This is a genomic window from Janthinobacterium sp. GW823-FHT01H08 (genome assembly GCF_058797855.1).
The window spans coordinates 418,596-431,391 of sequence record NZ_CM179504.1 but is presented as its reverse complement, the minus strand read 5'-3'; the positions used below and the strand labels follow the sequence as shown (position 1 = coordinate 431,391).

The window sequence follows — 12,796 nt, the reverse complement described above, 5'->3', positions numbered from 1 at the left end:
GCTTCCTCAGTAGTCGGGCTCGAAATCGAGCAAAGATTCGCGGCCCGGCAATTCGGCCCACACGGCGCGCTTGAAGTCGTCGTCGGCCTTGCTCCAGGCGATGATTTCGTCGAGCGTGCGCAGGCAGCCTTCGCACAAGCCGCTGTTGCGGTTCATCTTGCACAGGCTGACGCAGGGCGACGGCACCGGCGACGGGAGCGGAACGGCTGGCGGAGGTGGGGGAGCGACCATCATGGAGCGGCATCGGTAAACGTGAAGACTTTCATTATGCCGCGAAACGGCGCCGGCGAGGCGATGGCATCGCCCTGCAATGTTTCCGTGAATATATTTTCCAGGGAAACAATGCTCAACAACCGCTGTTCCGGAAATATATTTTGCACACATTCTCACTCTGCGGGTGCCCGTCCTACAACACGATCAGCCCAGATCCTGCTTGACTTGAGTCATTTCAGAACTATACTACCATCCATACAGATGGCAAATGGATGCCACGTGGAGTTTATGGAGAGATATGGCCAAGCAAGACAGCAAGCCCAAAATTGGGGAATCCGAGAAAATCACGATCAACCTCGGCTTGATTGACCTGGGGCAGATCGATCTGCTGGTCCAGGAGGGATTTTATTCCAACCGCACGGATCTGATCCGTACGGCCATACGCAACCAGCTGGGTATCCACGCCGACGTGGTGAAACAAACCGTGGCCCGTAAAAGCCTGGTATTGGGCATGCAGCATTACTCGCGCGCCGACCTGGAAGCGATCCAGGCAGCCGGCCAGCGCCTGCAGATACAGGTGCTGGGACTGGCCAGCATCGCCAGCGACGTCTCGGTGGAACTGGCACTGGCCACCATCGAGTCGATTTTCGTATTAGGTGCCCTGCACGCCAGCACCGTCGTCAAGACGGCGCTCGCAGGGCGAATTCACTAGCGCATTGGTTCGCGGCGATGACCCGGCCGATGCGCGGCACCGTTAAGGATGGTCATGAAACTACCTCTCAACATGCTGGCGCAGATGCGCGCCGCGACCCGTAATCTGATGGGCAGCGGCCCTGCCGCCGCCACCGAAGCGATCCAGCAGGCGCTGTCTGCGGCCGGCCTGGCGCCGCAAGCGGCCGCCACGCAAGCGCCGCCACCGCAGCCGATGCGTGACATCAATCCGCCACCTGCGCCGCCACCGGCACAGGCCCGGGCCGGGCAGCCGCAAGCTGACGCCGCACCGGAAGCGGCATCGGTGCCGCCCACGCCCGCGCAGGCGGCGCAGGACTTCGCACAGGATTTCATGGCGCGCCTGGGCGTGCCGGCCGGCCTGGGCCAGCACAGCTTCGACATGCCCAGTTTCGAACTGCCGAATTTCCACCCGCCCGGCTTCAACGCGCCGGCCGCCACGCCGGTGGAAATCCCCGCCGGCGCGCAGTTCATCGATGGCGTGTACCGCAACCATGCGGGTACGCGTTCGTACAAGCTGTATATCCCCAGCAGCTACCACGGCCAGGCCATGCCGCTGATCGTCATGCTGCACGGCTGCACGCAAAATCCCGACGATTTCGCCGCCGGCACGCAGATGAATGCGCTGGCCGAAGAAAAGGAGTGTTTTGTCGTCTACCCGGCGCAGACGCAGGGTGCCAACAGTTCGCGCTGCTGGAACTGGTTCAACGCCATCGACCAGCAGCGCGACCAGGGCGAACCGTCGCTGATCGCCGGCATCGCCCAGCAAGTCATCGACGACTACCCGGTCAACGAGCGTGAAGTGTTCGTCGCCGGCCTGTCGGCGGGCGGCGCCATGGCCGTCATCGTCGGTACCCTGTACCCCGACCTGTTTGCCGCCGTCGGCGTGCATTCCGGCCTGCCCTTCGCCTCGGCGCAGGACTTGCCGTCGGCGCTGGCAGCCATGAAGGGCGGCGCCATGCCCAATGCCCAGCGCAAGGCGCCGGCCGGCGGCGTGCCCATCATCGTTTTCCACGGCGACCGCGACACCACCGTCAACCCGCGCAATGGCGATGAACTGATCGCGCAGGGCGTGCGCAGCCAGGCGGGCGGCAAGGCGGCCAAGGCCGCATCCGTCGACGGCAGCGTGCCGAACGGCCACCGCTACACGCGCACCACGCACAGCCAGGCCGACGGCTCGCCGCTGGGCGAACACTGGGTCATCCACGGCGCCGGCCACGCGTGGTCCGGCGGCAGCGATAACGGCAGTTATACGGACGGCAAAGGGCCGGACGCCAGCCGGGAAATGCTGCGCTTCTTCAAGACCGTCAGCTGATGTTTTCGGTGTAGGGCGCGATCTGCCGCTGCTTGTCGGCGATCTCGCATACGCCGTCGGCATAACGGTTGGAGATGGCGATGAACTGGTCCTGGATCTGCAGGAAGGCGTCGACGATCTCGGCGTCGAAGTGCGAACCGCGTCCCTCGACGATGATCTGCACGGCCTGCGCGTGGTCCATGCCCTGCTTGTAGATGCGCCGGCTGATCAGGGCGTCATACACGTCGGCCAGCGCCATCAGGCGCGCCGAAATCGGGATGGCTTCGCCCGCCAGGCCTTGCGGGTAGCCGCTGCCGTCCCATTTTTCATGGTGGCTGTAGGCGATCTCTTTCGCATACTTGAGGAAATCGACTTCGATGCCCAGTTCGTGCTCGGCCGCCAGGATGGCGTCGCGTCCCAAGGTGGTGTGCGTCTTCATGATGGCCATTTCATGCGGCTCGAAACGTCCCGGCTTGAGCAGGATATGGTCGGGGATGCCCACCTTGCCGATGTCGTGCAGCGGCGCCGTCTTGAACAGCAGTTCGATATTCTTGTCCGTCAAAAAATCGCGGAAACGCGGCAAGTTGCGCACCTTCTCGGCCAGCGCCTTCAGGTAGTGCGAGGTGCGGCGGATATGGTTGCCCGTCTCGCTGTCGCGCGTCTCGGCCAGCGAGGCCATGGCGTGGATGGTGACGTCCTGCAGCGCCGCCACTTCCTGCACGCGGCGCTCCACTTCCGTTTCCAGGTACTGGTTCTGGTCGCGCAGGAAATCCTGCATCTGCTTCATCGCCAGCTGCGTCTTGATGCGCGCCAGCACGATGGGTGCCGAAATCGGCTTGGTGATGTAATCGACGGCGCCCAGGGCCAGGCCCAGCTGCTCGTCGGCCACTTCGCTCATGGCGGTCACGAAAATCACGGGGATGCCTGCCGTGGCGGCATCGGCCTTCAGCGCGCGGCATACATCGTAACCGCTCATGCCCGGCATCATGATGTCGAGCAGGATCAGGTCGGGCTGGTCGCTGCCGGCGGCAATCTTCAGGGCGCGCTCGCCATTGACGGCGATCTTGGTGCGGTAATCGTCTTCCAGCACCGCGCGCAGCAGATCGATATTGTCTGGCGTGTCGTCGACCACCAGGATGGTTGGCTTGCTTGCCGGCGCTCTCATACCCGTCCTTCGTTCTGCATAGTTATCCTTCTCACAGTGTCAGCTCCAGCGCATCGGCCACTTCGCCCAGCTGCGCCAGCGCACCTTCGAAATCGTATTGTCCCAGCATGCGCTTCAACTGGCGCGCATGTTCCGCCTGCCCCGCCGCGACCAGCACGGGACCGATGCCGTCAAGGTGCTTGACGGCCTGCGCATCGTCCTGCTGCAGCAGTTGCGACAGCTCGCGCAAGCCTGCTTCCAGGTATGCCCGGTCCACCGGCGCCACGTGCGCCACCGCCGCGCCGCCCGCTTCGGCCGTATTGCCGCGCGACTGCATGGCCAGCACGATCTTCGGCACCAGTTCGTCGAGCGCCAGGGTGCAGGCGGCCAGCGCCTGCGGCAAACCGTCGTGCGAACCCAGGCTGAGCAAGTGCTCGACCCGCGCGGCGCTGTCGGCCAGGCCGCCGGCGCCGATATTGCCGGCCAGGCCCTTCAGGGTATGCGCTTCGCGGATCGCCGTCTCGAGCTGGTTGTTCTCGATGGCGGCAACGATGCGCTGCATGGCGTCGAACTGGGTTTCCACAAAACGGTCCAGCAATTTTCGCATCAAAGCGGCATTGCCGCCCACGCGGCGCATGGCGTCCGTCATTTTCAGGCCGGCGATCACGGGCAGCTCCGCTTCCGGCTGCGCCGCTACCGACGTCATTGCCTGCGGCGCGGCCGGCGCGATCCAGCGCGCCAGGGTGCCGAACAGCTGCGCCACGTCGATCGGCTTGGCGATGAAATCGTTCATGCCGGCGTCCAGGCATTTTTCCTTGTCGCCGACCATGGCATTGGCCGTCATGGCGATCACGGGCAAATTCGAATAACGGGGGTCCTGGCGCAGCTTGCGCGTCGCCTGGTAGCCATCCATCACCGGCATCTGGCAATCCATCAGCACGCCGTCATAGGCGTTTTCCTCGATCTTCGCCAGCGCGATGGCGCCATTGCCCGCGATGTCGACGCGGATGCCGGCGTCGTTGAGAATATGCTGCGCCACTTCCTGGTTCACTTCATTATCCTCGACCAGCAGCAGCCAGGCGCCGCGCAGGGCGCGCTCGTCGTCGCGGTAGCTGCTCTGGCGCTGCGTCTTGCGGCTCTGTCCCGTCACGCCGCCAAACACGAACGATATCTGGTCGAGCAGGGTCGAGGCGCTGACCGGCTTGTTTAATATCCCGTCGAGCGGCAAATCGCGCTGACGCGCCGCCTCCAGCAGCGCTTCGCGATGGAAGGCCGTGACCATGATGCAGGCCGGCGTCGCATCGATGCCGGCGGCATCGGCACGGATGCCGGCCAGGGTATCGAGGCCGTTCATGCCCGGCATTTTCCAGTCCATCAGCACCAGTCCGTACGGACGCCCCTCGGCGCGCGCCTGCGCCACGGCACCGATGGCCAGCACGCCGCCAGACACGGCACGCGCCTCGAAGCCCAGCGCCGCCAGCATGCTGACGAAGATTTCACGCGCGCTGGGGTTGTCATCGACCACCAGCACGCGCAGGCCCTGGAACTGCTGTTGATGTTGCAACTGCGGCAGATTATCGCGCGGCACGGCGGCCAGGCCGAAGCGGGCCGTGAAGAAAAAGGTGCTGCCCACGCCCGCTTCGCTGACCAGGTCGATTTCGCCTTCCATCATTTCCACCAGGCGTTTGCTGATGGTCAGCCCCAGGCCGGTGCCGCCATGGTGGCGCGTGGTGGAGGTGTCGGCCTGGGTAAAGGCCTGGAACAATTTGCTGCGCTGGGGCGGCGTCAGGCCGATGCCCGTATCGCGCACGTCGACGCGCAGCACGGCCGCATGCTCTTCCAGCTGCTGCAGGCGGATGGTGACGACGATCTCGCCCTTGTCCGTAAACTTGATCGCGTTGTTGGTCAGGTTGATCAGCACCTGGCCCAGGCGCAGCGGGTCGCCCTGCAAGGCGTTCGGCACGTCGGGGGCGATGTCGAACAGCAGTTCAAGCCCCTTGTCCTGCGCGCGCATCACGGACAGGTCGGCGATCTGCGCCAGCACGTCCTCGAGGAAGAAATCGACTTTTTCAAAGGCCATCTTGCCCGCCTCGATCTTCGAGAAATCGAGGATGTCGTCGATGATGGCCAGCAGGTTCTTCGAAGCCGATTCCACCTTCTCCAGGTAGTTGCGCTGGGTCGACGTGAGCTCCGTCTGCAGCGCCAGATGGGTCATGCCGATGATGCCGTTCATCGGCGTGCGGATCTCGTGCGACATATTGGCCAGGAAGTCCGACTTCATCTTGGTCGCATCCTCGGCCACTTCGACGGCGTGACGCAGGTCCTGCTCGACGGCCAGGCTGGTGCTCATGTTCTTGAGCGCCTGCAGCAATTCGCCCGTCTCGTCGCGCGACGTCACCTCGATGACGGAACTGAAGTCGCCATTGGCCACGCGCGTGGCGATCGCCACCGCCTCGCCCAGCGGACGCGTGATCGAGCGCGCCGACCAGGCAAAGGCCAGGCCCGTCAGCAGGGCCGCCAGGCCGATGCCGCCCATCAGCAGCAGCGAAGTGTCGATGTCGTTGCGTATCCTGGCCGCGCTGTCGCGGATCAGCTGTTGCTGCAAATCGTCGAGCTGGCCCACGTACAGCAGCACTTTTTCCAGCATCGGCAAGGTCTGCGTCTGTATGGCCTGCTCGGCGCGGGCATCCTCGCCGCGCTCGACCAGTTCGAACATCGTCTTGAGCGAGCCGTAGTACTCGGCGCGCGCCAGGTGCATCTGTTCCAGCAGGCGCCGTTCCTCGGGCCGCGCATCGAGACCGTCGAGAATGCGCACCTGCTCATCGATGCCTTGCTTGATCGCTTCCAGGCGCGCCTGGTTCGCCTGGCGCAGCGCCCGCTCGTGCTGGTTCGGCAGATTGCCGATGCGCGTGGCCGCCTCGCGCGCCAGCCCGTGGATCTTGCTGGTGGCCTTGGCGGCGACCCAGTCGCGCTGCAGGATATCGTCGGTCTCGGCGCGGATGGCGTAGATGCGGCTGCCGGAAAGGACGATGACGACCAGCATTAGCACGATCAACATGGCATAACCGGCATTGATGCGCACGCCGATACTGATATCCCTGAAGCGCATAACTTTCCTATAAGAAATTCTTGAAAATCGAAGTCTGAACGTATTCCCCTACGAAATGCAAGGTTTATTGCAAAGCAATTGCATGCCGAAGCACTTATTTAGCCGACGTTAGGCTTGACAGGAGGTGCCAGGGTGGCGATATGGGCTTGCAGGCAGGCGGGGCACCAGCAGCCCACGGCGGCGCTGCCGGGCACGGGCATGGCGGGCGGCAGGGCCGTGCACCAGCACGGTCCGCTGGCCTGCGGGTCGGTCTGGCCGCATTGGAAGGTGGCGCCGCACAGGCTGCACTGGCTCATGGCTGTGTTTGAATTGGCAAGTGTGTGTCATGCTGCGCCGGGACGCGACGCAGATGTAACGGGCAGTAAAAGGGCTGGCTGGGGAACATATCGGGCCAGACTATAGGATCATCAGGGAAAATACAACAAGATCGCCCTATAATGCCTCCAGGATTTTCTTCTTCCCTGTAAAATCGCACAAATCTATTTTCCGGACTCGCCATGAATCAACTAGCTAACTTGAACCTGGACATGAATGACGACTTGACGGCGGTGTCGCCGCAAATCAAGGCGCAGATTCTGGCCGAGGCCCTCCCTTACATCCGCAATTTCCACGGCAAGACCATCGTCATCAAATACGGTGGCAATGCCATGACGGACGAACGCCTGAAGCACGGCTTCGCGCGCGACGTCATCCTGCTCAAGCTGGTCGGCATGAACCCGGTCGTGGTGCACGGCGGCGGACCGCAGATCGACAACGCGCTGAAAAAAATCGGCAAGCAGGGCACCTTCGTGCAAGGCATGCGCATCACCGATGAAGAAACCATGGAAGTGGTGGAGTGGGTGCTGGGCGGCGAAGTGCAGCAGGATATCGTCATGCTGATCAACCATTACGGCGGCCAGGCTGTCGGCCTGACGGGCAAGGATGGCGGCTTGATCCGCGCGCGCAAGATGCAGATGCCGGACCGCGAACATCCGGGCGAATTCCTCGACATCGGCTTTGTGGGCGAGATCGACGCGATCAACCCGGCCGTCGTCAAGGCGCTGCAGGACGACGCCTTCATTCCCATCATCTCGCCGATCGGTTTCGGCCAGGATGGCCAGGCCTACAACATCAACGCCGATGTGGTGGCGGGCAAGATCGCGGAAATCCTGAAAGCGGAAAAGCTGATCATGATGACCAACATCGCCGGCGTCCAGGACAAGCAGGGTAACCTGGTGACCGACCTGTCCGCGCGTGAAATCGACGAGATGTTCGCCGATGGCACGATCTCGGGCGGCATGCTGCCGAAGATCTCGTCCGCGCTCGACGCCGCCAAGTCCGGCGTGAACACGGTGCACATCATCGACGGCCGCATCGAACACTCATTATTGCTGGAAGTGTTGACCGAGCAGGCTTTTGGTACTATGATCCGTTCGCACTAAAAATAATTCGGCGCAATTCACCCAGCGCCGATTTTTTATGCCCTTGTAGCTCAGTGGTAGAGCACTCCCTTGGTAAGGGAGAGGCCACGTGTTCGATCCACGTCAAGGGCACCAGTATCCTTTCCCCGCAGCTGTAAAAATGCCCATGGCGGCGTTGTCCTTCCTCGCCGTACATTCGTACTGTCTTCGTCAGCCCGCCTTGCCCTGAACATTTTTCCATCTGCTCTGCTATCCGTCGCCCGCATCGCCTCCGCGTTTCAATACACCCGCTCGACCTTCAAGCCCTTCTGACGCAATAAATCCGGCACGCTTTTTGCTCCGACCAGGTGCAGCACGCCGATGGCGGCCAGGCTGTGCTTTTCACGCGCCAGGAGTTTGGCGATGCCGTCGGCGAGGGCCGGGTTGCGGCCGTCCAGCAACACCTTTTGCACGAACTGCGCGGCGAACGAGGGGTCCGTCGCTGCCTTTGCCGCCAGCTTGTCGAAGGCGGCCGCGTCGGCGTTGCGCCACGCATCGGCGATCTCGCGCGCTTCCTGGCTTTGTTCCTGATCCTCGATCGACGCCACGCCGTCTTCCAGGAAGCGGCACTGCTCAAACGGCGACATGGCGCCAAACAGCGCCATCTGGCCTTCCATCGATTCGAGTTCCACCACGGGGATCTTGCGCGCCTTGGCCTGCTGCGACAGATAATTGTCGACGGCCAGGTCGGAGCGGTAACCGAGGGTGGAAAATTCGCCGATGGCCAGCACGCTGGCGAGCATCCATGGCTTCATCGGCGCCACCGATTCGGCCGGAATGCCGTATTTTTGCAACAGCGGCGCCAGGCGCGGGGCCAGGGTCTGGCGGCAGTCGGCCGGCACTTTGCTGCCCGGCGCCTCCATGCCGTATTTCAGCACGGCGCTCACAGCCTTGCGCGGATCGGCGCCGGGGTCGATCTCCAGCGCCAGCGCCCCGGCCCGGTGCAGCGCCTGCGTTACTGTCGGCTCGAGCGGGTAAAAATCGGGCGCGCCGACATGGATGGTGCCGAACAGATACAGGGTGTGGGCCACGTCCTGCACCTTAAACAGCGCGCCGCGGTTTTGCGCCACGGGCGGCGCTTCGGCGAAGGCCGCCTGCAACGGCAGCAAGAATAATCCGCAAAACATCACTATAATCTGGCGTCGCATGGTTTTCCTGATTGTTGAATTTTTCATCTTCTCTCGCTAGCAAAGACTCTCGTGCCTGTGTCCCATCTTAACCGCTCGTCGCCGGTCTGGCTGTTTGACCTCGACAACACGCTGCACAATGCCTCGCACGCCATCTTCCCCACCATCACGGCCAATATGAACACGTATATTGCCCGGGTGCTGGGCGACGGCGTGACGCCGGCCGACGACGCCATCGTCAATGCGGCGCGCGCGGCCTACTGGCGCCGCTATGGCGCCACCTTGCTGGGCATGGTCAAGCACCATCAGGTGCAGGCCGCGCATTTTTTGCACGAGACGCACGCCTTCGACGATTTGCGCGCCATGATACGCGCCGAGCGGGGACTGGGGGCTTTACTCAAACGCCTGCCTGGCCGTAAAATTTTACTCACCAACGCGCCGCTGCGCTATTCGAGCGACGTGATGCGCCACCTGGGACTGCGCCGGCACTTTTCACACCACGTCGCCATCGAGGCGATGCAGGTGCACCGCCAGCTGCGGCCCAAGCCATCGACGCTGATGCTGCGCAAACTGATGCGCAAGCACCAGATCCGCCCTGGCCGCTGCATCCTGGTGGAAGACACCCTCGCCAACCTGAAGGGCGCAAAAAGACTGGGCCTGCGCACGGCCTGGGTCACGCAATACCTGAAAATGGCCGACCCGATCGGCGTGGCGAAGTTGCCCAAGGCGTTAAATCGCCCCGCTTACGTCGATGTCAAAGTAAAATCTGTCCGGCATTTGGCACGCCGCCTTCACCGTCTGCGTTGAAGGGGACTCCTGGACTTCCGGCTGACGCCGGAAGCCGCACCGCTAGCGGCGGTGACGGACTTCCCCATCAAGGCAGCATTTTTTTTAACGACAAGAGAAAATATGGCAAGCACACCGCCGGGCCAACGCAGGCTACAAATTCTTCAGGCCCTCGCCGCAATGCTGGAGCAGCCGAAAGGCGAAAAGATCACCACCGCCGCACTGGCGGCCAGACTGGCCGTCTCGGAAGCGGCCCTGTACCGCCATTTCGCCAGCAAGGCGCAAATGTTCGAAGGGTTGATCGAATTCATCGAGTCGAGCGTCTTCGGCCTGATCAACCAGATCGCGGAAAAGCACAGCGACGGGATGACGCAGACGCGCGACATCATCGGCATGCTGCTCAATTTCGCCATCAGCAATCCGGGCATGACGCGCGTGCTGATCGGCGATGCGCTGGTCAATGAGGACGAGCGCCTGCAAGTGCGCATGAACCAGTTCTACGACCGCGTGGAGCTGGCGCTCAAGCAGGCCTTGCGCGTGGCCGCCGCCGAAGGCCATGGCAAGGAAAGCGAAGTGGCGGCGCGCGCCACCCTGATCGTCAGCTTCGTCATCGGACGCTGGCACCGCTACGCCAAGAGCGGCTTCAAGATCAATCCCTCCCAGGAAGCGGCGCTGCAAATCGCCATGCTGCTGGGGTAAGTCACCGCCGCGGCTGTCCCCATGCATACCGACTGTTTCGCCCTGCTCGACGACGCCAGCACGCCCGGCGCCGCATCGCGCCTGTACACGGGCCTGACGGCGGTCTTGCGGTGCAGCGAGGGGGAACAGTGGCCGGCCCTGCTCGAAGGGCTGCAAGCGGCCTTGGAACGCGGCCAGTATGCCGTCAGCGTGTGCAGCTACGAGCTGGGCGCGCACTTGCTGGCCATGCCGCCGCGCGCGGCGGATCCCGGCGCACCGCCGCTGGCGCAGGTGCTCGTCTTCGAACATTGCACCCAGCTGTCGCAGGACGAGGTGCTGCAGTGGCTGGCCGCTCGTACGCCGGCGGCGCAAACGCCGGCCGGCATCGCCGGCATCCGCGCCAACGTGGATCAGGCCGAATTCACGCGCGCGCTGGGGCGCATCCACGACTACATCGTGGCCGGCGACACCTATCAGGTCAATTACACGTATCGCTTGCGCTTCGACGCCTTCGGCTCGCCCCTGGCCCTGTATGCACGGCTGCGGGAACGCCAGCCCGTGCCGTATGGCGCGCTGGTGATGCTGCCCGATGGCGGCGCCCTGCTGTCGCTGTCGCCGGAACTGTTCGTGCGCCATGCGCAGGGCGAGCTGACGGCGCGCCCGATGAAAGGCACGGCGCCGGCGGCCCCGCCTGAACAAACGGACGAAAACGCGCGCCGCGCCGCCGCCCTGGCCAATGATCCGAAAAACCGCGCGGAAAACCTGATGATCGTCGACCTGCTGCGCAACGACATCGGCCGCATCGCCGCCACGGGCTCCGTCAAGGTGCCCGCCCTGTTCCAGGTGACGCGCTACAGCAGCGTGCTGCAGATGACGTCCACCGTGCAGGCGCGTTTGCGCGACGACGCCAGCCTGGCCGACATCTTCCAGGCCTTGTATCCGTGCGGTTCCATCACGGGCGCGCCCAAACGCCGCACCATGGAGATCATCGCCGAACTGGAACCGGCGCCGCGCGGCATCTACACGGGCGCCATCGGCTGGTTCGATCCGCCGGCCATCGGCGCGGCCCACCCGGTGGGTGACTTCTGCATGTCCGTGCCGATACGCACCCTGGCCTTGCAGCCGGCGGGCCCTGACGGCCTGCGGCGTGGCGAGATGGGCGTGGGCGCCGGCATCGTCTTGGACAGCGACCCGCACGAGGAATTTGCGGAATGCCAGCTCAAGGCCCGCTTCCTGACGGGGCTGACCAATGACTTCGAACTGTTCGAGACCCTGCACGCGAGCCGCGCCGGCGGCTGCCGCCAGCAGGAGCGCCACCTGGCGCGCCTGGCCGCCTCCTGCGCCTACTTCGGTTTTGCCTGGGATGCGGACGCGGCCCGCGCCGCGCTGCAGGCCGCCTGCGCCGCGCGCCCCGACGATGCGCCCTTCCGCCTGCGCCTGGCGCTGCGCCAGGACGGCCAGTTTACGACGCAAAGCGGCGCCCTGTCGCCCTTGCCGGAGACGGTCAACATCCTGCTGGCGCCCGAGGCCACGAATGCCGACGACCTGTTCCTGCGCCACAAGAGCAGCGTGCGCGCGCGCTATGACGCAGCGTGGCGCGCGGCCGAGGCGCAAGGCGCCTTCGACATGCTGTTCTTTAACGAGCGGGGCGAGCTGACGGAGGGCGGGCGCAGCAATGTCTTCGTCCTGCTCGATGGCCGCTGGCACACGCCGCCCCTGTCCTGCGGCCTGCTGCCCGGCGTGCAGCGCGCAGCCATGCTGGCCGATCCCGCCTGGAACGCGCAGGAAACCATCATCACGCGGGCCATGCTGGCGCGGGCCGAGGCGATCGTCGTGTGCAATGCGCTGCGCGGGGCGCTGCCGGCTGCTCTTATTTAAAGATCGACACGCATCTCGTAACCGCCGTAGATCATCCGCTTGCCATCGAACGGCAGCTTGGCCGGGTCCATCATCTCGGCCAGGCGCGGGTCTTTCATGACCTTGTCGTTGATTTCATCGCGCTTGGCGCGCGACTCATACACAATCCATGAAAACACCACCACTTCGCCATCCTGCAAGTCCACCGCCTGCGGGAACGAAGTCAGCTTGCCCGGCTTGACATCGTCACCCACGCACTCGCGAAATTCCAGCGCGCCATATTCGCGCCAGACGGCGCCGCAACTGCGCGACATGGCCAGATAAGCATCGAGCTTGGCTTTCGGTACGGGCACCACAAATCCATCGACATATGCCATGATGATCTCCTTTGTTGTGACAAACGCGAACAACCAGCTTAGG

At 63.8% G+C, this 12,796-nt stretch carries 12 protein-coding genes and 1 tRNA gene; 7 read left to right on the top strand and 6 right to left on the bottom strand.

Annotation, left to right across the window (positions count from 1 at the left end):
* Positions 1 to 6: 6 nt before the first annotated feature.
* Positions 7 to 231 (bottom strand): DUF1289 domain-containing protein, encoded by a 225-nt coding sequence (locus tag AC3RCG_RS01865; protein ID WP_268993882.1) that lies wholly within the window; start codon positions 229 to 231, stop codon positions 7 to 9.
* A gap of 280 nt (positions 232 to 511) precedes the next feature.
* On the opposite strand from AC3RCG_RS01865, the gene AC3RCG_RS01860 reads away from it, so the two are divergent.
* Together AC3RCG_RS01860 and AC3RCG_RS01855 are read left to right on the top strand one after the other, a co-directional pair.
* Complete coding sequence (locus AC3RCG_RS01860; RefSeq protein ID WP_034783786.1) at positions 512 to 925, top strand: CopG family transcriptional regulator; 414 nt, start codon at positions 512 to 514, stop codon at positions 923 to 925.
* Between the two features lie 54 nt (positions 926 to 979).
* Positions 980 to 2,257 (top strand): extracellular catalytic domain type 1 short-chain-length polyhydroxyalkanoate depolymerase, encoded by a 1,278-nt coding sequence (locus AC3RCG_RS01855; protein ID WP_492402448.1) that lies wholly within the window; start codon positions 980 to 982, stop codon positions 2,255 to 2,257.
* Here the strand turns inward: AC3RCG_RS01855 and AC3RCG_RS01850 are convergent.
* From AC3RCG_RS01850 to AC3RCG_RS01840, 3 genes are all read right to left on the bottom strand, one after another.
* Positions 2,250 to 3,401 (bottom strand): response regulator, encoded by a 1,152-nt coding sequence (locus AC3RCG_RS01850; protein ID WP_070218963.1) that lies wholly within the window; start codon positions 3,399 to 3,401, stop codon positions 2,250 to 2,252. The two genes, AC3RCG_RS01855 and AC3RCG_RS01850, sit on opposite strands and share 8 nt — an antisense overlap.
* 31 nt (positions 3,402 to 3,432) lie before the next feature.
* Complete coding sequence (locus AC3RCG_RS01845; protein WP_492402449.1) at positions 3,433 to 6,489, bottom strand: response regulator; 3,057 nt, start codon at positions 6,487 to 6,489, stop codon at positions 3,433 to 3,435.
* A 98-nt stretch (positions 6,490 to 6,587) separates the two neighbouring features.
* Positions 6,588 to 6,785, bottom strand: coding sequence for a cysteine-rich CWC family protein (locus AC3RCG_RS01840; protein ID WP_070289374.1), 198 nt, complete (start codon positions 6,783 to 6,785; stop codon positions 6,588 to 6,590).
* A gap of 231 nt (positions 6,786 to 7,016) precedes the next feature.
* On the opposite strand from AC3RCG_RS01840, the gene argB reads away from it, so the two are divergent.
* Both argB and AC3RCG_RS01830 read left to right on the top strand, forming a co-directional pair.
* The gene (gene argB / locus AC3RCG_RS01835; RefSeq protein WP_010393729.1) at positions 7,017 to 7,910 is read left to right on the top strand and encodes an acetylglutamate kinase; all 894 of its coding nucleotides are present in this window, start codon (positions 7,017 to 7,019) and stop codon (positions 7,908 to 7,910) included.
* A gap of 39 nt (positions 7,911 to 7,949) precedes the next feature.
* A tRNA-Thr gene (locus tag AC3RCG_RS01830) sits at positions 7,950 to 8,024 on the top strand.
* A gap of 143 nt (positions 8,025 to 8,167) precedes the next feature.
* Here AC3RCG_RS01830 and AC3RCG_RS01825 read toward each other — a convergent pair.
* Positions 8,168 to 9,037 (bottom strand): TraB/GumN family protein, encoded by an 870-nt coding sequence (locus AC3RCG_RS01825; RefSeq protein ID WP_492402450.1) that lies wholly within the window; start codon positions 9,035 to 9,037, stop codon positions 8,168 to 8,170.
* A gap of 90 nt (positions 9,038 to 9,127) precedes the next feature.
* On the opposite strand from AC3RCG_RS01825, the gene AC3RCG_RS01820 reads away from it, so the two are divergent.
* The 3 genes from AC3RCG_RS01820 to pabB all read left to right on the top strand — a co-directional run bounded on the left by AC3RCG_RS01820 (position 9,128) and on the right by pabB (position 12,397).
* Positions 9,128 to 9,862, top strand: a complete 735-nt coding sequence (locus AC3RCG_RS01820; RefSeq protein WP_121670813.1) for a pyrimidine 5'-nucleotidase — start codon at positions 9,128 to 9,130, stop codon at positions 9,860 to 9,862.
* Positions 9,863 to 9,964: 102 nt separating this feature from the next.
* Positions 9,965 to 10,540, top strand: a complete 576-nt coding sequence (gene slmA / locus AC3RCG_RS01815; protein WP_070313104.1) for a nucleoid occlusion factor SlmA — start codon at positions 9,965 to 9,967, stop codon at positions 10,538 to 10,540.
* Between the two features lie 21 nt (positions 10,541 to 10,561).
* On the top strand, positions 10,562 to 12,397 hold the full coding sequence (gene pabB / locus AC3RCG_RS01810) for an aminodeoxychorismate synthase component I (protein WP_492402451.1): 1,836 nt from the start codon (positions 10,562 to 10,564) through the stop codon (positions 12,395 to 12,397).
* Here pabB and AC3RCG_RS01805 read toward each other — a convergent pair.
* Positions 12,394 to 12,753: a DUF1428 domain-containing protein gene (locus tag AC3RCG_RS01805; RefSeq protein ID WP_070218957.1), complete on the bottom strand. Its 360-nt coding sequence runs from the start codon at positions 12,751 to 12,753 to the stop codon at positions 12,394 to 12,396. The genes pabB and AC3RCG_RS01805 overlap by 4 nt on opposite strands.
* Positions 12,754 to 12,796: the final 43 nt, after the last annotated feature.

Bases quoted from the DNA above. Each gene is read 5' to 3' on its own strand.
- AC3RCG_RS01805 (WP_070218957.1), bottom strand. From the start codon at position 12,753: ATGGCATATGTCGATGGATTTGTGGTGCCCGTACCGAAAGCCAAGCTC.
- AC3RCG_RS01860 (WP_034783786.1), top strand. From the start codon at position 512: ATGGCCAAGCAAGACAGCAAGCCCAAAATTGGGGAATCCGAGAAAATC.
- AC3RCG_RS01845 (WP_492402449.1), bottom strand. From the start codon at position 6,489: ATGCGCTTCAGGGATATCAGTATCGGCGTGCGCATCAATGCCGGTTAT.
- AC3RCG_RS01840 (WP_070289374.1), bottom strand. From the start codon at position 6,785: ATGAGCCAGTGCAGCCTGTGCGGCGCCACCTTCCAATGCGGCCAGACC.
- AC3RCG_RS01850 (WP_070218963.1), bottom strand. From the start codon at position 3,401: ATGAGAGCGCCGGCAAGCAAGCCAACCATCCTGGTGGTCGACGACACG.
- slmA (WP_070313104.1), top strand. From the start codon at position 9,965: ATGGCAAGCACACCGCCGGGCCAACGCAGGCTACAAATTCTTCAGGCC.
- AC3RCG_RS01865 (WP_268993882.1), bottom strand. From the start codon at position 231: ATGGTCGCTCCCCCACCTCCGCCAGCCGTTCCGCTCCCGTCGCCGGTG.
- pabB (WP_492402451.1), top strand. From the start codon at position 10,562: ATGCATACCGACTGTTTCGCCCTGCTCGACGACGCCAGCACGCCCGGC.
- argB (WP_010393729.1), top strand. From the start codon at position 7,017: ATGAATGACGACTTGACGGCGGTGTCGCCGCAAATCAAGGCGCAGATT.
- AC3RCG_RS01855 (WP_492402448.1), top strand. From the start codon at position 980: ATGAAACTACCTCTCAACATGCTGGCGCAGATGCGCGCCGCGACCCGT.